Here is a 16,113-nt window from a genome sequence, read left to right as displayed (position 1 = left end):
ATGCCTCGAACGCCCACCGATCCGCGGTGGTTCCACCACCTGTCGCCGCTGTATCGAGAATCGGATACGGGCCCGCAACGCCGGCCCGCCTTGACTGGCCGCGTGATTCCGCTCGGTCTGGAGGAGATCGCCGCGGTCGTCGGCGGCACGGTCACCGGCGACGGCGGCGTGACCGTCACCGCCCCGGCGGTGCTCGACGGGCGCCGGGCCGAACCCGGCGGCCTGTTCGTCGCGTTCGCCGGGCAGCGCACCGACGGTCACGACCACGCCGACCAGGCCGGCCGGGCCGGGGCGGTCGCCGCGCTCGGGTCCCGCCCGACGGCGTTGCCGACCGTCGTCGTCCCCGACGTCCAGGCCGCCCTCCAGACCCTGGCCACGCACGTGGTGGCGGGCCTGCGCGACCGGCTGACCGTCGTCGCGGTGACCGGGTCCCAGGGCAAGACGAGCACGAAAGACCTCATGGCCGCGGTCTTCTCGGGGATCGGGCCGACGGTTGCCGCGTTCGGCAACCTGAACAACGAGCTCGGCGTGCCGCTCACGATGCTGAGGGTCGACGCGACCACCCGATTCCTCGTGCTGGAGATGGGCGCCCGCCACGTCGGCGACCTCGCGGCGCTCACGGGGTTGGTCGCCCCCGACGTCGCCGTGGTGCTGAACGTGGGCGTGGCGCACCTGGGCGAGTTCGGGTCGCAAGAGGCCATCGCGCGCGGGAAGGGCGAACTCGTGCGGGGTCTCGCGCCGGGCGGGACCGCCGTCCTGAACGCCGACGACCCCCGGGTGCTGGCCATGCGGGGGCTCACCGACGGCCCGGTGGTGACGTTCGGTACGGGACCGGCGGACGTGCGGGTCCTCGACGTGATGCTCGACCGGTCGGGCCGGCCCTCGTTCCGGCTGGTGGACGACGACGGCTCGGTCCCGGCGGCCCTCCCGTTGACGGGAGCGCACCAGGCGCTCAATGCGGCCGCCGCCGTGGCGGCGGGCCGGGCGGCCGGCGTCCCGCTCGACCGGGCGGTGGCCCGGTTGAGCGCGGTGACCCCGGCGGCGGGGCGGCTCGAACGGCACCAGCTCGCCGGGGGCGCCACGCTGCTCGACGACTCCTACAACGCGAATCCCGACTCCACGCGGGCCGCGCTCGACGCCCTGGCGGCGGTCGAGGGCCGGCGCCGCATCGCCGTGCTCGGCGAGATGCTCGAACTGGGCGGCGCCGGCGAGGCCGGGCACCGGTCCGTCGGCGCGTACGCCGCGGCCCGGGCCGACCGGGTGGTCGCCGTCGGCGCGGGGGCGCGACCGGTGGCCGACGGTGCCGGGCCCGTGGCCATGCGGGTGGCCGACAACGACGCGGCCGTCGACTGGTTGCGGGCGCACGTGAGCGAGGGCGACGTGGTGCTGGTCAAGGCGTCCCGCGGAGCCCGCCTCGACGAGGTGGCCGCGGCGCTCCTGGACGGATCGTCGACGGGGATCTCCGTGTTCGGCTGCGACGCGGCCGAGGCCGCCCGGTTCCGCGAGTTGGCGCCGCTCTACGGGTGTCGCGTCAGGCTGTTCGAGGAGGAGCTGTCGGCCCGCACCGCCGGGCGGGCCGCGGGCCTGCGCTGCGTCAGCGTCGGCCACCGGACCCGGATCGACCGCGCGACCCTCCTGGCCCTGCGCGGGGCCGGAGTCGAGTACCTGTCGACGCGCAGCGTCGGCGTCAACCACATCGACGGGCAAGCGGCCGCCGAGCTGGGCCTCTCGATCGGCAACGTCGACTACTCCCCCGACAGCGTGGCCGACTGGACGCTGATGCTGATGCTCATGGCGCTGCGGCACGCCGCGTCCGTCGTGCGCCGCACCGACGCGCACGACTACCGGCTCGGGCCGCGGGGCCGAGAGCTGCGCGACCTGACCGTCGGCGTCGTCGGCACCGGACGCATCGGCTCCGCGGTGATCGACCGGCTGCGCGGGTTCGGCGGACCCGTGCTGGCCCACGACTGCCGGCCACGGGCCGGGATCGAGCACGTGCCCCTCGAGGAGCTGCTGGTGCGCAGCGACGTCGTCACCCTGCACGCCCCGCTGACGCCCGCCTCGCACCACCTCCTCGACGCCCGCCGCCTCGGACTGCTGCGACCCGGCGCGGTCGTGGTGAACACCGGGCGGGGCGGCCTGGTCGACACCGAGGCCCTCGTCGTCGCCCTGGAGGCCGGCCGGCTGGGTGGGGCCGCGCTCGACGTCGTCGAGGGTGAGGAGGGCGTCTTCTACACCGACCGGCGGGGCACGACCGTGGACCACGAGCTGCTGATGCGGCTGCAGGCCCTGCCGAACGTGCTGATCAGCCCGCACACCGCCTACTACACCGAACACGCCCTGACCGACATCGTGACGAACACCCTGCGCACCTGCCGAGCCTTCGAGAACGGGAGAACCCTTGCCTAGAGCCAGAATCGGGATCGTCTTCGGCGGCGTCGGGGAGGAACACCCGGTCTCCGTCAAGTCGGCCCGGGAGGTCGCCCGGCACCTCGACCCGGACCGGTACGAGCCGTTCTGGGTGGGCATCACCACGGGCGGTTCGTGGCGGTTGTGCGACGGCCCGGACGACGGGTGGGAGACGTCGGGCTCCCCCGCCGTCCTGTCCCCAGACCGCGCCGTGCACGGGCTGCTGGTCCGGGGCCCCGACGGCTACGCACCGCTCCACCTGGACGTCGTGCTGCCGGTGCTGCACGGCAGGCTCGGCGAGGACGGCGCCGTGCAGGGCCTGCTGGAGCTGTCCGGCGTCCCCTACGTGGGGTGCGACGTGGCCAGTTCGGCCCTGTGCCTGGACAAGTCGCTGGCCTACCTGGTCGCCCGGGACGCCGGGGTCGCCACCCCGACCTTCTGGACGGTGTCGGCGGGCGAGACCCCCGACCCCGACCGTTTCCCGTATCCCGTGTTCGTCAAGCCCGCCCGGTCGGGGTCGTCGTTCGGGGTGAGCAGGGTGTCGACGCCGGGTGAGCTGCCGGGCGCGCTGGAGGAGGCGCGGCGGTACGACGCGAAGGTGCTGGTCGAGGCGGCCGTCGTCGGGCAGGAGGTCGGGTGCGCCGTCCTGGGCGAGGGGCCGGACCTGATCACCGGCGAGGTCGACCGGGTCGCCCTGACCCACGGGTTCTTCCGGATCCACCAGGAGAACTCGCCCGAGACCGGCTCGGAGAACTCGAGCTTCGTCGTCCCGGCCGACATCCCGGCCGAGTCGCGAACGCTCGTACGGCAGACGGCGAGGACCCTGTACCAGGCGCTGGGCTGCCGGGGGCTGGCCCGCGTCGACCTCTTCCTGCTGGAGGACGGCACCGTCATGCTGAACGAGGTGAACACGCTGCCCGGTCTGACCTCGTACAGCCGCTACCCGCGAATGATGGCCGCGGCCGGCCTGCCGCTGCGCGCGGTGCTCGACCGGCTCGTGGCACACGCACTGGCCGGGGCCGCCGGGTGAACCACGACTTCTGGTACGTCGATGAACGGGTGCCCGGCATCCGCTGGGACGCCGTCTATGCGGGTGACGACAACTTCACGGGCCGGGCCGTCGACGGGTACGCGGTGAACCGGGTCGTCGGGACGACGGCCCTGTGCGTGGCGTTGGCCGAGGCCCAGGAACGCGCGCAGACCCTGGGTCTCGGCCTGTTCCTGTGGGACGGATACCGGCCCCAGCGTGCCGTCGACTGCTTCGTCCGGTGGTCGCGCCGGCCGGAGGACGGGCGCGGGAAGCAACGGTTCCACCCGCGCATCGACCGGAGCGAGATGTTCGAGAAAGGTTACGTGGCAACTCGTTCCGGGCACAGCCGCGGTAGCGCCGTCGACCTCACGCTCTATCGCCCGGCCACAGGTGAATTCGTCCCGATGGGCGGCGACCACGATCTGATGGACGTCGTGTCGCACCACGGGGCCGAGGGCATCAGTGCCGAGGCGACGGGCAATCGCGAGACCCTGTGCACCCTGATGGAGGCGAGCGGATTCGTCCGGTACGAGCGCGAGTGGTGGCACTACACGCTGCGCGACGAGCCCTACCCCGACACGTATTTCGACTTCCCCATCACCTGACCCGGCCCGACCGCCGCCCCCGAGCGTGGCAGGCTGGGCGTTCGTGGACGCCGAACTCACCCGGCAGGTGCAGGAACTGCTGGCCGCACCGCGCCCCTGGACCGTGACGCAGGTCGGCGAGCCGGTGCTGCGCCGGCCCGCCGCCCGCTACGACGGGCAACTGCCCGACGACCTGCTGGCCGAGCTGCTCGACGCCATGCGGGCCCACCTGCCCGGGGTCGGGGTCGGGCTGGCCGCCCCGCAGGTCGGCGTCCCGTTGGCGCTGGCCGTGATCGAGGACCCGGCAGAGGTCCCCGAGGAGATCGCGCTGGCCCGCGAGCGCCCGCCACAGCCGTTCCTGGAGCTGGTCAACCCGGTGGTCACCGCGGTGGGTGACGAGCGGCGCTCGTTCTACGAGGGCTGCCTGAGCGTGGACGGGCTGACGGCGGTCGTGGCGCGCTGGCACCGGGTCCAGCTGGCGGCGGCCGACCGGTCCGGGCGAGGCTACGAGCTGGAGCTGACGGGCTGGCCCGCGCGGATCGCCCAGCACGAGACCGACCACCTGAACGGGACCCTCTACCTCGACCGGGCCGAGCTGCGTTCCCTGTCGACGACGGCCGTCTACGCGACGCACTGGGCCGCGCCCACCCCCGGGCCGTCCGCCGCCGAGTTGGGTTTCCCGATCTGATCGGCGCCCCTCGCGCCGTCTATGGACGTTTTGTCGAATTTGCCCGCCATACGTGGTACCTGCTGCCCGAAGCGCGTGCTCGGCGCGGGCCCGAAGGATCGGGTCCGTGACGCACACCCAGCCGACGTCGTCCCGACGATCCCTGACCCATCGACTCGCGAGGGCCCTGACCGTGGGCGCCTCGGTGACCGCCCTGGTGGCCTCCGCTCTGCTCGGCACGGCCGGCGCCGCGGACGCGGTGACCGCCAGCCCCGACCCGGTCTTCGTCCTCCAGGGCGCGGACATCGGGTCCACGAGCTGCGACTACCGGTCCACCGGAACGGCCAATCACGCTCTGATGAAGGCGTTCTCGGCGAAGTATCCGACCACGCCGGTGATTCCGGTCCGGTACTTCATCTGCGACTACAAGACCGACGCGAACGGCAACTACCTCTACGACAACGGCAGCCTGATCTCGGCGGGCAGCGGGACGGACATCATCAACGCGGCCGCCTCCCGGCTGTCCGCGGCGATCAAGGCGAACACGGCCAACGACCAGGTGAAGGTGGACGTCGTCGCCGAGTCGCTGGGCACGATCATCTCCCGGCAGTGCCTGCTGAAGTACGCCCAGAACCCGAATGACCCCGCCTACACCGGGTGCAAGCAGATCGACGACTGGATCGGGCTGATCCCCCCCAGCCACGGCAGTTACGCGACGACGATGCCGGCCATCACCGAGGCGAGCTGCTCGACGTGGGGCTCGTTGTGCAAGCGGCTGTCCAGCGGGCCGCACCTGCAGACCTCGAACGCCTGCGGCATCATCCTCGTGACGGCGCAGAAGGTCTGCAACTCGCTGAACCCCAACGCGGAGTACCAGAAGTCGATCGCCCCGGGCTCGTCGACGTCGATCCTGGTGAACAACGACGAGACGCCCGGCAGCACGACCTACACGGCGGTCTACTCCTACGCCGACGAGTTCGTCTTCACCCCGCAGACCACCGCGGTCGGCGCGTACCACCCGTCCACGCTGAGCGGGGCGATCAACGTGGTGGTGCCGAACGAGACGCACTGGTCGGTGGCCAACCTGGAGACGTTCAGCACCCCGGCTCCGGCCCACCTCGGCCGGGTCCGGATCGCGCTGAAGACGCAATGGCCGAACCCGCTCGCGCTGGGCGTCGTCGTCGAGGAGTACAAGCCGCTGGTCAACGGGGCGGCCGCGCCGTTCTGCACCGACGAGGTGGCCGCCGGAGGGGTGAGCCTGCTCGACGACACCAACACGATCGGGCCGGGAGCGCCGTTCACGCTGGCCTGCACGTGAGCGGCCGCACCGGGCGGCGCCCCTGAGTCGCGACCCCCGGGCGGTCAGGGTTACCCCTGACTGCCCGGGGGCCGTTTCAGGGATCCGCTCGCCACTTCCCTGAGGCGCCCGGGCGCCCCTGCGCGCCAGGCTCGTACCCATGATCAAGGTCGAATCACTCACCAAGAAGTACGGCGGGTTCACCGCCGTGGACGACGTCAGTTTCGTCGCCCGGGCGGGCCGGGTCACCGGGTTCCTGGGCCCGAACGGGGCGGGCAAGTCGACGACCATGCGCGTGATGGTCGGGCTGACGCCCGCGAGTTCCGGCGAGGTCACCGTGCTGGACCGGGCCTTCGCCGACCTGCCCAACCCGGGGCGGGAGGTCGGCGTCCTGCTCGACGCCTCCGCGCAGCACGCCGGGCGGACCGGCCGCGAGATCCTCACCATCGCCCAGCGCACCATGGGTCTGCCCCGGGGACGGGTCGACGAGATGATCGAGCGGGTCAGCCTCACCCCCGAGGAGGCCGACCGCCGGGTCCGCAACTACTCCCTCGGCATGCGCCAGCGGCTCGGCATCGCGACCGCGCTGATGGGGGCGCCCGAGGTGCTGATCCTGGACGAGCCGGCCAACGGTCTGGACCCGGCCGGCATCCGTTGGATGCGTGACCTGCTGCGCGATTTCGCGGACGACGGCGGCACCGTGCTGCTCTCCTCCCACCTGCTGCACGAGATCGAGGTCATCGCCGACGACCTCGTCGTGATCGGCAACGGCCGGATCGTCGCGCAAGGCACCAAGGCCGGCCTGCTGGAGCAGGCCGGGACGCTGGTCCGCGCCTCCCACGGCGGGGCGGTCCTCGCCCAGGCGCTCGGTGCCGCCGGCGCCGAGGTGTCCGTGCTGGACGACGGGAGCCTGCGTACGGACGCCGCTCCCGAACACGTGGGTCAGGTCGCGCTCGCCGCCGGCGTGCCCCTGGCCGAGCTGCGCAGCGCCGACAGCGCCGGACTCGAAGAGATGTTCCTGGAACTCACCGCCGACACCCAGCGCGAAGGAGCAGCGGCATGACCGCCGTCGACCCCGCCGTCCGCACCGCCGTCCCGCACACCCGGCGGGCGGCCCGCACCGAAAGCCTTGCGGCGCAGCCCATCCGGCCGATCCCGCTCAGCCGCACCGTAGCCGTGGAGCTGCGCAAGACGTTCGACACCCGGGCCGGGTTCTGGCTGCTGGCCAGCATCGTGATCTTCTCGGTGCTGGCCACCGGCGCGGTGATCATCTGGGCGCCGGACAAGAACCTGACCTACGAGACCTTCGCCAGCGCCTTCGGGTTCCCGATGTCCGTCATCCTGCCGATGATCGCCATCCTGGCCGTGACGAGCGAGTGGAGTCAGCGCAGCGGCCTGACCACGTTCACCCTCGTCCCGCACCGCGGCCGGGTGATCGGGGCGAAGGCCATCGCCACCCTGATCATCGCCGTCGGGTCGATGCTGGTCGCGATGGCCATCGGCGTGGTGGCCAACGTCGCCGGATCGGCCATCGCCGGAGTGGACCTCACCTGGGACAGCTCGGTCGAGGACCTGGCCCTCATCGTGCTCGGCAACATCGTCGGCATGGCCCTCGGCTTCATGCTCGGCGTCGTCGTCCGCCACTCGGCCGGCGCGATCGTCGGATACTTCGTCCTGTCGCTGGTCCTGCCGACCCTCGCCTCGCTGCTCGCCGAGGTGGCCTCCTGGTTCCAGGACGTCCAGCCCTGGGTGGACCTCAACTACGCCCAGAGCCAGCTGTTCGAGGGCTCGATGTCGGCCGCACAGTGGGCTCACCTGGGGGCGACGAGCGCCGTCTGGATCCTGCTGCCCCTGGCGGTCGGGCTGCGGCTGCTGCTGCGCAGCGAGATCAAGTAGCGGGACCTCGCAGCGACCGGGACGACGGGTGGTGCGGTTCCGCGGAACCGCACCACCCGTCGTCCGACCTGCGGAGGGCTCAGGGCTTGAGGACGACCTTCTCGCAGTTCTCCTGCTTCTCCTTGAAGAGCTCGTACCCGCGTGGCGCCTCCTCCAGCGGCAGCCGGTGCGTGATCACCCGGGTGGGGTCGATCTCGCCGGCCTCGATCCGCTCCAGGAGCGGCTGCATGTACCGCTGGACGTGGCACTGGCCGGTGCGCAGGGTCAGCGACCGGTTCATCCACGCCCCGGCCGGGAACTTGTCGACGAACCCGCCGTAGACGCCGATCACCGAGACGATGCCGCCGCTGCGGCAGGCCAGGATCGCCTCGCGCAGCGCGTGCGGCCGGTCGGTCTCGGACCGGACGGCCTGCTTGACCCGGTCGTAGCCGTGGATGAGCGCGCTCCCGTGGGTGGCCTCCATACCGACCGCGTCGATGCACTTGTCCGGGCCGCGGCCGCCGGTCAGGTCCTTCAGACGGTCGAGGACAGGCTCCTCGTCGAAGTTGATCGTCCTGTAGCCCTGCTGCGCGGCCATCTCCAGCCGGTAGGGCTCCTTGTCGATGGCGATGACCTGGCGGCCCCGAGGACCCGGGCGCTGTCCATGGCGAACTGGCCCACGGGACCGGCCCCCCACACCGCTACGACGTCGCTGGGCTGGATGTCGGCCATGTCGGCGCCCATGTACCCGGTGGGCAGGATGTCGGACAGGAACAGTACCTGCTCGTCGGTGAGGTCGGACTCGATCCTCAGCGGGTTCACGTCGGCGAACGGGACCCGGGCGTACTGGGCCTGGCCACCGGCGAAACCCCCTGTCAGGTGGGAGTACCCGAAGATCCCGGCGACCGGGTGGCCGAACATCTTCTCCGCGATGCCGGCGTTGGGGTTCGTGTTCTCGCAGCACGAGAAGAGCCCGGCCGCGCAGGCGTTGCAGGCGCCGCAGGCGATCGGGAACGGGACGACGACCCGGTCGCCGATGCGCAGCTTGCCTGCGTCGACGTCGGGCCCGACCTCGACGACCTCGCCCATGAACTCGTGGCCCATGATGTCGCCGTCCTGCATCGTCGGCACGTAACCGTCGAGCAGGTGCAGGTCGGACCCGCAGATCGCGGTCGAGGTGATCCGCACGACCGCGTCGCGCCGGTTCAGGATTCCGGGGTCCGGGACGTCGCGGACCTCGACCTCGTTGCGGCCGCTCCAACAGTTGGCCCTCATAGCGGTGCCATCTCCTTGCGCTCCTCGGGAGTGAGTGGTTGTGCGGCGTGCTGCGGGAACTCGGCCCGCGCCTTCTTGCCGTACGGGGCGCCGTCCGAACGCACCACCTCGCCGGTCTCGAGTACCTGCTTGAGCCGGCGCAGGTCGTCGTCCAGCTGCTGGTTCGGTTCCTCGCCGAAGTACTTGGCGACGGCCTTGCCGAGTCCACCGCCGGGAATGTCGTAGGCCATGACGACGTGCACCTCGGTGCTCACGCCGTCCGGCGCCGGAACGAAGAAGACCTCCCCCCGGTTGGGCACCTCGGCCTCGCCCACGGAGTGCCAGCCGATCTGCTGGTCGGGGATGTCGTCGTCGGTGTCCGCGTCCCACTCGACCGTTCTGCCGAAGGGTGCGGTCGCCGTCCAGTGACTGCGCCCCTCCCCGGTGGAGCGCACGTCGTCCAGGTGGGCCATGAACGTGGGCAGGTTCTCGATCTGGTGCCAGAACGCGTAGACCTCGGATCGCGGCCTGCGGATGGTGGTCGAAGCGGTCAGATCCATGCGACATCTCCTCCTCGGAACAGCCGTACTGCGTGACCTACCCAGCGGGGTGGCCGGGAAACGGCCAAGGGGTCAAGGTTTTCGACGTTTCATTGGCCGAGGTTCGTCACGAGGTTGATGGCCACGGCGAGCACTCCCGTACCGAACAGGTAGGACAGCAACGCGTGCAGGAGCGCGACGCGTCTGGTCCGGGTCGAGGTCGGCTCGGTCTCGGAAACGGCGTACGACATCCCGATCGTGAACGCGAGATAGGCGAAGTCGCTGTAGGTCGGCGGGGCGTCCTGCTTGAAGTCGAACCCCTCGGCGTCGGGCTCGTCCATGTAGTAGAGGCGGGCGTACTTGACGGCGAACACCGTGTTCACCAGCGCCCAGGACAGGACCACCGCGACGACGCTGAGCACCACGGTGATCACGGCCGTCGCGTCCTGCCCACTGCTGGAGCGGACCAGGGCCACGACCACGGCGGCGAGACTGACCACCGCAGCCAGCACCACCCAGACGTCGGTCGAGCGGGACCGCTCGTCCTCCTCCGCCAGCTCCTTGCTCCCGGCCGGGTCCCGGTGCCAGCAGAGTCGCCATACCCAGCCGAGGAGGACCCCACCGGCGACGACCCAGACCGCGAGCGCCGCCACCATCGGCTCCGAGAAAGACGCGACGGCGGCGCCGACCACGAGCCCGGCGCTCAGGCTGGTCAGCACCCGGCGGGCCGAAAGGACCCGGCCGACACCTCCTACCGTGGATTCATCGAGCGTCTGCGGCACGGGCCGGGCTCGCGTCATGAGTGAACTCCTCGACGATGCGTCGGCAGAACGCCGGCAGGTCGTCAGGCGACCGGCTCGTGGTGATGTTGCCGTCGGTGACGACCTCCTCGTCGACGACCTCCGCCCCGGCGTTGCGCAGATCGGTGCGCACGCTCGGCCACGACGTGAGCCTTCGACCGCGGGCGACGTCGGCCTCGACGAAGTTCCAGGGGCCGTGGCAGATGGAGGCGACGGGTTTGCCGGACCGGACGAAGTCCCGGACGAAGCGCACGGCATCGGGTTCCATCCGGAGCTTGTCGGGATTGACCGTGCCACCCGGCAGCAGCAGGGCTTCGTAGTCGTCGACCGACGCCTGGGCGACCAGGCCGTCGACGGCGAAGGTGCCGGCGTCCTCGAGGTCGTGGTCGCGGGCCGCGATCTCTCCGTCCTGGAGGGAGATGAGGGCCATACTGGCGCCCGCGTCCTCCAACGCCTGGCGCGGCTGTTCCAGCTCGACGCGTTCCACCCCGTCCGCCGCGAGGATGGCGACGCGTCGCCCACTCAGTGTTCCCGCCGATCCCGGCATGCCAGACCTCCTGGTACCGCTCATATTCGTCGCTGGTCCCACCCAACGCCCGTCGCCGTCGGCCTCGCATCGGCAGCCCTGCCCATTTCCGGCCGGCTCCGCTCACGGCCGGCCGACGTCGTCGCGGGATGCGGTCGCAGCCCGGCGCGATAACGTCGTGGGCAGGCGCGATGCGCAGATCCTGCTTCGAGGCGTGGAGCGGTCACTCGAGCGACGGGTCGGCCGTGCACTCTGAATCCGAACGTGAACCGTGGATGTCGCGGCCGGCGCCTCCCCAGGGCGCCGACCCGATGCGCCGGCTGGCGGCGGGCGCCCACCTGGTCCGCGGGGCCACGGCGGGGGTCGCGCTGTGTGCGGACGGCGGTTGTCGGCCGCTCCCGGGGTTCCCGCCGGACGACGAGTTGCTGGTCCCGCGTTCGCCGGTCCTGGCGGCCGCCCGCGAACGGCTCGGGACCGGGCACGTCTACTCGTCGTTCCTCTGGCCGGTGGGCGGTCGCCGCCCCCTGCACGGGCACCGCCGCCTCACCGTCCTCGCCGCCCCCGAGCACGTGCCCCTGCGCTGATCGGCCTGATCCTGGTGTCGCCACAGGGCGACCTGCACGGGTTGACGCCACGGGAGCTGGAGGTGCTGGGCCTCCTGGCCGACGGGTTGTCCAACGGGGACATCGCCCGCACGTTGAACGTCGCCCCGCGCACCGTGGCGGCCCACATGGAGCACGTGCTCGTCAAACTCGCCGCACCGACGCGGACCCTGGCCGCCCTACGCGCGGTGCGTGAGGGTCTCTACGTCCCGCTCCTCCGGTCGAGGGGCTGACCCCCACGGTCAGCCGCCGAGCATGGCTACCGCCTTCACCTCCTCGACCCGGAACTGCGGTTCGGCCTGGGAGGGGTCGACCGGGTGCAGCAGGCCCTCCTCGACCATGGCCTCGACCCGGTCGGGCTGGACTCCGATCAGGCTCGCCGCCCGGTCGAGATCCACCAGCTCATCGGTGTTCTCGTCCGACGGGACCTCCGGCGAAGGACCGGTCAGCTCACTCATGACAGCTCCTCGGGCACTCGGTTCGATCGGTCACCGGTGGCGACCTCGGCCCGACCATCGTGGCGGCAGGGACCCGATCCGGCAGGTGCAGATGGCCGCCATGCTTTCCTTGATCATTACGTTCTGTAGTTGTACGATTACGTTTAGACGTCAACTGGTTGTAGCCTCGGCCCGGGCGTGAGATGCGCGCCGGTCGGGAGCTACGGTGCACGCTGTCCGGGATCTGCACTTCGAGGCCGGCTGGGAAAACGCAGTCATCACCTTGGACGGCGCAGTCGACGACCTACTGGCCGCGACCGCGGCCGCCGTCCTGGTCGTCTCCCCGGCCGGAACGGTCGTCTACGCCAATCATGTGTGCGAGGCCGTCTTCGGCAGCCCCGTCGCTCAGCTGACGGGCCGCCCTCTGGACCGCCTGCTGGCCGACGGGCACGACACGGTCAGATCCTTCCTCGCCACCCACGCGTCGCAGCGTCCTGCATCGCGTGATGTGGCCGGCCGGCCGGCCACGGACGGCCCCGGTGAGCACGGCGCCACGGGAGTCCGGTTGGACGCCGGCCAGGGCGTCCGTGGGTTGCACCACGACGGCACGAGCTTTCCGGCCGACGTGAGCCTGACGCCGTGGCGAGGTCGCACCGAGGTCAGGACCGTCGTGTCGATCGTGGATGCGACGTCCCGGATCGAGGCGCTCGAACGGGCGGACAACCTCGGCCGCGCCTTCGAGTTCCTGGCCGGACTCAACGACGCGATCGTGCGCGCCGCCGACGAAGCAGACCTGTACGAGCGGGTGTGCCGGCTGGCGGTCGCCCGAGGCGATTACGTGGCCGCCTTCGTCCTCGAACGAACCGAGGACCCGGGAGAGGGGGCCACGATCACCGGCTTCCGGCAGGCCGCGACGCTGCCTCGTCGACTGGCGTACGAGGCCTCACCGGAGCTGATCGACATCGCGGCCTGGGACTGGCTGCGCATCCAGACCGACGACCTGTTCGGCCCGGGCCTCGCCGCGGACGGGCAAGGCGACTCCCCGATGACGGCCCTGCTGGACGCTACGAGAGCCGCGACCTTCGTCGGTGTCCCGATCGTCGCGGACGGACGGGCGGTGGCGGCCCTCGTCCTGCTCTCCGGCGCGAGCACGGCCACGAACCGACGGGCCGACGTCCTGCGGACGGCGGGACGGAACCTGTCCTCCGCCCTGGACGGGTTCGTCGCGCGACGTCAGGTGCAGTTCCTCGCGGCGGAACGGGACCGGCTGCTGCGACGGGTGGTCGACACCCAGGACCGGGAGCGGGCCAAGATCGCAGCCGACGTGCACGACGACTCCATTCAGTCCCTGGCGGCGGTCGACCTGCGACTGAGCCTGCTGGAGCGGAGACTGCGCGCGTCTGCGGAGGACCTGTTGCCGGTGGCCGTCGATGCGCGGGCGGCCGTCTCGACCGCGACCGACCGACTGCGCCGACTGCTGTTCGACCTGGACTCTAGCGGCGGTTCGGGAACACTGGGCGACGATCTGCGCGACATGGCGGCGTACGTCTTCGAGGACGCCGAGGTCGGCTGGGCCGTCACGGTGCCCGACGGGTGCCGGTGGCCGGCGTCCACGCACGTGCAGGCGATGCGGATCGTGCGCGAAGCCCTGATCAACACCCGCAAGCACGCTCACGCTCGGAGCGTCCGGATCGCCGCCGAACCTGCGGACGGCGGGATCACGCTGAGCGTGATCGATGACGGCGTGGGCATCGGGGACGGCGACCTGACGTCCGCCCCGGGGCACCGGGGCCTGACCACCATGCGCGACCGGGCCGCCATGATCGGCGGGCGCTGCCTACTGCGGGCGGGCGAGCCGAACGGGACGGTGATGGAGCTGTGGCTGCCGCTCGAGTCGGAGGATCAGACCGAACCGGGCGATCCCCTGAACCCGGGCGACACCCGGGACCTCAGGCCGGGGCTCCCGGTTCACCGGCGAAAGCTCTGAGACCGTCGACCGCGGCGGGGGTGTCGAGGACCACCGCACCCTGGTGGCAGGAGACCACCAGATCAGGCATGTACGAGCCCAGGCGACCCTTGACGAACACCCCCCGCACGCCGGCCGCGAGGGCCGCCGTGACCAGTGACGAGTCGACCTGCGCGGACACCAGGACCACCGTGGTGTCCGGTGAGGCCTGGAGGATGCGCCGTCCTGCCTCGATACCGCTGCCCGGCATGCGCACGTCGAGGACCGCCACGTCCGGGTGCGTGTCGGCGACCTGGTGCACCGCGTCCTCGGCGTTCTCCGCGGTGGCCGTCACCTCCAACCGCTCGTCGTCCTGCAGCAGGTCGCACAAAGCGGCACAAACATTCGCATCGTCGTCGGCGACAACGACTTTCAACGCCATCTCGACCTCCTCCGCCGGACGCGGATGCGACACACATCGATTCCCGGGTCGCCACTACGGCTCATGACCAAGATCCTGTTGGAGCATGGTGGTGTGAACTCCTCGGGGGAAGAGCCGCCCATCAGGGTGGTCATCGTTGATGATCATCAGATGTTCTCGCAAAGTCTGGCCGCCGTGCTGGAGGCGGAGCCGAACATCACCGTGGCGGCGAGCGCTTCCAGCGTCGGACAGGCCCGGGGCATCATCGAGGCCGTCCGCCCGGACGTGGTCCTCCTGGACGACCGGCTCCCGGACGGGCGGGGAACCGAACTGGTCAAGGAACTGACCGACCGGTATCTCGACCTGAGTGTCGTCATGCTGACCGCCAGCACCTCCGAGCAGGTGCTGGTCGCCAGCATCGAAGCGGGCGCCCGCGGCTACGTGGACAAGTCGCGCAACGTCGACGAGGTCGTGGCCGCCGTCCGGCATGCCGCCACCGGCGGCGCCGTCGTCAGCCCGACCATGATGGCCAGACTCCTGCCGCAGCTGCGACGCTCGGAATCCTCGGGCTCGGAACGGCTCACCGCGCGGGAACGGGAGATCCTGAACCTGCTGGCCGAAGGGCTCACCAACGCCGAGATCGCCGAACGCCTGGTGGTCAGCGTCCATACCATCCGCAACCACGTCCTCAACCTGTCCGCGAAGCTCGGAGCCCACTCCAAGCTCGAGGCCCTGTCCATCGGGCTGCGGATGGGCCTGGTGGACGCCGGGGTCGGCGACCACGACTGAACGCCCGGGGTCTTGCCGTCCCGCACAGCTGGTGCCTATGCACTAGGTCGGGCCGGTGCATCCGGCCTGACGGAGCACACCCTGCGGCCCCGCTGCGCGCCGACGAACGTCCCTCCTGATTTGAGGCCGCTGCAGCAGCGACCCGCGCCCCCTGAGGGTCGAAACCTCTGCATGTCCTCGTCCGGTCAGGGATGACGACCACGGAGAGCCAGCCTGCGCAGGAGGTACCTGGGTCAGGGCTGGGACCGCGGGAAACGGGGGCCCACCCGGCCGGGTGGACGGATCGGACAAACGGTCTCCGTCCACCCGGCCGCCCATCAGGAGGCATCGTGGACGGCGTTCGAAGTACCACTGCGGGCAATGATTCTCACGCGCTCGCGACCATCCGGCCCCCGCAGCCCATGAACCAGGGGCTGCAGGACGTGCAACTCAACATGCTGCTGGAACAGGCGCGGCGCGCGACCGGCACCGAATTCGCCGCGCTCAACGTGCTGCGCGACGACCTGCAGGTCACCGTCGCCAGCGCACCCGCCGCCGGCCCCTTGACCATCGGTAGGACCGAGGGCATCTGCGGTCGGATCCTGTGTGCCATGACCGGTCTGCACCGGGTGTTCGCGACCCCGGACGCCGGTACGGACCCCGACCTCCACGACAGTCCCTGGGTCTCCGGCGAGATCGCCGCCATCCGCTTCTACGTCGGAGCCAGCCTGACCGGCTCCCGCGGCGAGCTGCTGGGCACGCTGTGCGCGTTCTCGCTGCAGTCGACCACCTTTGCGCGAGCCGAGGCGGCGGCGATGCGTCTCGCCTCGGTCCGTGACTGCCTTCAGCACGTGCTCGACGCTCGGTGGCGTGACGTCCCGGGAACCGACTACGGCGACGCGATCTTCGGCCCTCTGGCGAGCTGAACGCACTCCCGTCCCGGGAGATCAGCCCTCGAC

The 16,113-nt window shown here is 71.2% G+C and carries 17 protein-coding genes and 2 pseudogenes; 13 read left to right on the top strand and 6 right to left on the bottom strand.

Features of this window, described 5'->3' with window-relative positions:
* Window positions 1-102 precede the first annotated feature (102 nt).
* The 8 genes and pseudogenes from ACIB24_RS08340 to ACIB24_RS08305 form a co-directional block, all read left to right on the top strand.
* Window positions 103-1,437: pseudogene (locus tag ACIB24_RS08340) on the top strand (UDP-N-acetylmuramoyl-tripeptide--D-alanyl-D-alanine ligase); the annotation flags it as partial.
* Window positions 1,438-2,409, top strand: a complete 972-nt coding sequence (locus tag ACIB24_RS08335) for an NAD(P)-dependent oxidoreductase (RefSeq protein ID WP_398278784.1) — start codon at window positions 1,438-1,440, stop codon at window positions 2,407-2,409.
* Window positions 2,402-3,439: a D-alanine--(R)-lactate ligase gene (gene vanA / locus ACIB24_RS08330; protein ID WP_398277981.1), complete on the top strand. Its 1,038-nt coding sequence runs from the start codon at window positions 2,402-2,404 to the stop codon at window positions 3,437-3,439. Before ACIB24_RS08335 ends, vanA begins: the two co-directional genes overlap by 8 nt.
* Window positions 3,436-4,044 (top strand): D-Ala-D-Ala dipeptidase VanX, encoded by a 609-nt coding sequence (gene vanX, locus ACIB24_RS08325; RefSeq protein WP_398277978.1) that lies wholly within the window; start codon window positions 3,436-3,438, stop codon window positions 4,042-4,044. The genes vanA and vanX overlap by 4 nt, the downstream gene beginning before the upstream one ends.
* Window positions 4,045-4,087: 43 nt before the next feature.
* Complete coding sequence (locus tag ACIB24_RS08320) at window positions 4,088-4,711, top strand: peptide deformylase (protein ID WP_398277975.1); 624 nt, start codon at window positions 4,088-4,090, stop codon at window positions 4,709-4,711.
* A gap of 106 nt (window positions 4,712-4,817) precedes the next feature.
* Window positions 4,818-6,008 (top strand): hypothetical protein, encoded by a 1,191-nt coding sequence (locus ACIB24_RS08315; RefSeq protein ID WP_398277972.1) that lies wholly within the window; start codon window positions 4,818-4,820, stop codon window positions 6,006-6,008.
* Between the two features lie 139 nt (window positions 6,009-6,147).
* On the top strand, window positions 6,148-7,050 hold the full coding sequence (locus ACIB24_RS08310; protein WP_398277969.1) for an ABC transporter ATP-binding protein: 903 nt from the start codon (window positions 6,148-6,150) through the stop codon (window positions 7,048-7,050).
* Window positions 7,047-7,883, top strand: coding sequence for an ABC transporter permease subunit (locus ACIB24_RS08305; RefSeq protein ID WP_398277966.1), 837 nt, complete (start codon window positions 7,047-7,049; stop codon window positions 7,881-7,883). The genes ACIB24_RS08310 and ACIB24_RS08305 overlap by 4 nt, the downstream gene beginning before the upstream one ends.
* 79 nt (window positions 7,884-7,962) lie before the next feature.
* Here the strand turns inward: ACIB24_RS08305 and ACIB24_RS08300 are convergent.
* The 4 genes and pseudogenes from ACIB24_RS08300 to ACIB24_RS08285 all read right to left on the bottom strand — a co-directional run bounded on the left by ACIB24_RS08300 (window position 7,963) and on the right by ACIB24_RS08285 (window position 11,002).
* Window positions 7,963-9,137, bottom strand: a pseudogene (locus ACIB24_RS08300) (zinc-dependent alcohol dehydrogenase).
* Window positions 9,134-9,676: an SRPBCC family protein gene (locus tag ACIB24_RS08295; protein ID WP_398277963.1), complete on the bottom strand. Its 543-nt coding sequence runs from the start codon at window positions 9,674-9,676 to the stop codon at window positions 9,134-9,136. The pseudogene ACIB24_RS08300 and the gene ACIB24_RS08295 overlap by 4 nt, the downstream one beginning before the upstream one ends.
* Window positions 9,677-9,765: 89 nt before the next feature.
* Window positions 9,766-10,455, bottom strand: a complete 690-nt coding sequence (locus ACIB24_RS08290) for a DUF1345 domain-containing protein (protein WP_398277960.1) — start codon at window positions 10,453-10,455, stop codon at window positions 9,766-9,768.
* A complete protein-coding gene (locus tag ACIB24_RS08285) occupies window positions 10,418-11,002 on the bottom strand; it encodes a type 1 glutamine amidotransferase domain-containing protein (protein WP_398277957.1) in 585 nt (194 codons plus the stop codon). The genes ACIB24_RS08290 and ACIB24_RS08285 overlap by 38 nt, the downstream gene beginning before the upstream one ends.
* A gap of 254 nt (window positions 11,003-11,256) precedes the next feature.
* Here ACIB24_RS08285 and ACIB24_RS08280 point away from each other — a divergent pair, with 254 nt between their 5' ends.
* Both ACIB24_RS08280 and ACIB24_RS08275 read left to right on the top strand, forming a co-directional pair.
* Window positions 11,257-11,565 carry a hypothetical protein gene (locus ACIB24_RS08280; protein ID WP_398277954.1) on the top strand — a complete coding sequence of 103 codons (309 nt, stop codon included), beginning with the start codon at window positions 11,257-11,259 and terminating at the stop codon, window positions 11,563-11,565.
* A 14-nt stretch (window positions 11,566-11,579) separates the two neighbouring features.
* A complete protein-coding gene (locus ACIB24_RS08275) occupies window positions 11,580-11,816 on the top strand; it encodes a response regulator transcription factor (RefSeq protein ID WP_398277951.1) in 237 nt (78 codons plus the stop codon).
* Between the two features lie 9 nt (window positions 11,817-11,825).
* Here ACIB24_RS08275 and ACIB24_RS08270 read toward each other — a convergent pair whose 3' ends face one another.
* Window positions 11,826-12,041 carry a hypothetical protein gene (locus ACIB24_RS08270; RefSeq protein WP_398277948.1) on the bottom strand — a complete coding sequence of 72 codons (216 nt, stop codon included), beginning with the start codon at window positions 12,039-12,041 and terminating at the stop codon, window positions 11,826-11,828.
* A gap of 262 nt (window positions 12,042-12,303) precedes the next feature.
* Here ACIB24_RS08270 and ACIB24_RS08265 point away from each other — a divergent pair, with 262 nt between their 5' ends.
* On the top strand, window positions 12,304-14,007 hold the full coding sequence (locus ACIB24_RS08265; RefSeq protein ID WP_398277945.1) for a sensor histidine kinase: 1,704 nt from the start codon (window positions 12,304-12,306) through the stop codon (window positions 14,005-14,007).
* Here ACIB24_RS08265 and ACIB24_RS08260 read toward each other — a convergent pair.
* Entirely contained in the window at window positions 13,970-14,407 is a 438-nt protein-coding gene (locus ACIB24_RS08260; RefSeq protein WP_398277942.1) for a response regulator transcription factor, read from the bottom strand. The two genes, ACIB24_RS08265 and ACIB24_RS08260, sit on opposite strands and share 38 nt — an antisense overlap.
* 24 nt (window positions 14,408-14,431) lie before the next feature.
* Here ACIB24_RS08260 and ACIB24_RS08255 point away from each other — a divergent pair, with 24 nt between their 5' ends.
* Together ACIB24_RS08255 and ACIB24_RS08250 are read left to right on the top strand one after the other, a co-directional pair.
* Window positions 14,432-15,175 (top strand): response regulator, encoded by a 744-nt coding sequence (locus tag ACIB24_RS08255; protein ID WP_398277939.1) that lies wholly within the window; start codon window positions 14,432-14,434, stop codon window positions 15,173-15,175.
* Between the two features lie 329 nt (window positions 15,176-15,504).
* The gene (locus ACIB24_RS08250) at window positions 15,505-16,080 is read left to right on the top strand and encodes a GAF domain-containing protein (protein WP_398277936.1); all 576 of its coding nucleotides are present in this window, start codon (window positions 15,505-15,507) and stop codon (window positions 16,078-16,080) included.
* Window positions 16,081-16,113: the final 33 nt, after the last annotated feature.

The organism is Spongisporangium articulatum, assembly GCF_044465595.1.
GTDB lineage: Bacteria > Actinomycetota > Actinomycetes > Actinomycetales > Kineosporiaceae > Spongisporangium > Spongisporangium articulatum.
This window is presented reverse-complemented; position numbering and strand designations above follow the sequence as displayed.

Bases quoted from the DNA above. Each gene is read 5' to 3' on its own strand.
- ACIB24_RS08310 (WP_398277969.1), top strand. From the start codon at position 6,148: ATGATCAAGGTCGAATCACTCACCAAGAAGTACGGCGGGTTCACCGCC.
- ACIB24_RS08305 (WP_398277966.1), top strand. From the start codon at position 7,047: ATGACCGCCGTCGACCCCGCCGTCCGCACCGCCGTCCCGCACACCCGG.
- ACIB24_RS08295 (WP_398277963.1), bottom strand. From the start codon at position 9,676: ATGGATCTGACCGCTTCGACCACCATCCGCAGGCCGCGATCCGAGGTC.
- ACIB24_RS08290 (WP_398277960.1), bottom strand. From the start codon at position 10,455: ATGACGCGAGCCCGGCCCGTGCCGCAGACGCTCGATGAATCCACGGTA.
- ACIB24_RS08285 (WP_398277957.1), bottom strand. From the start codon at position 11,002: ATGCCGGGATCGGCGGGAACACTGAGTGGGCGACGCGTCGCCATCCTC.
- ACIB24_RS08280 (WP_398277954.1), top strand. From the start codon at position 11,257: ATGTCGCGGCCGGCGCCTCCCCAGGGCGCCGACCCGATGCGCCGGCTG.
- ACIB24_RS08270 (WP_398277948.1), bottom strand. From the start codon at position 12,041: ATGAGTGAGCTGACCGGTCCTTCGCCGGAGGTCCCGTCGGACGAGAAC.
- ACIB24_RS08260 (WP_398277942.1), bottom strand. From the start codon at position 14,407: ATGGCGTTGAAAGTCGTTGTCGCCGACGACGATGCGAATGTTTGTGCC.
- ACIB24_RS08255 (WP_398277939.1), top strand. From the start codon at position 14,432: ATGCGACACACATCGATTCCCGGGTCGCCACTACGGCTCATGACCAAG.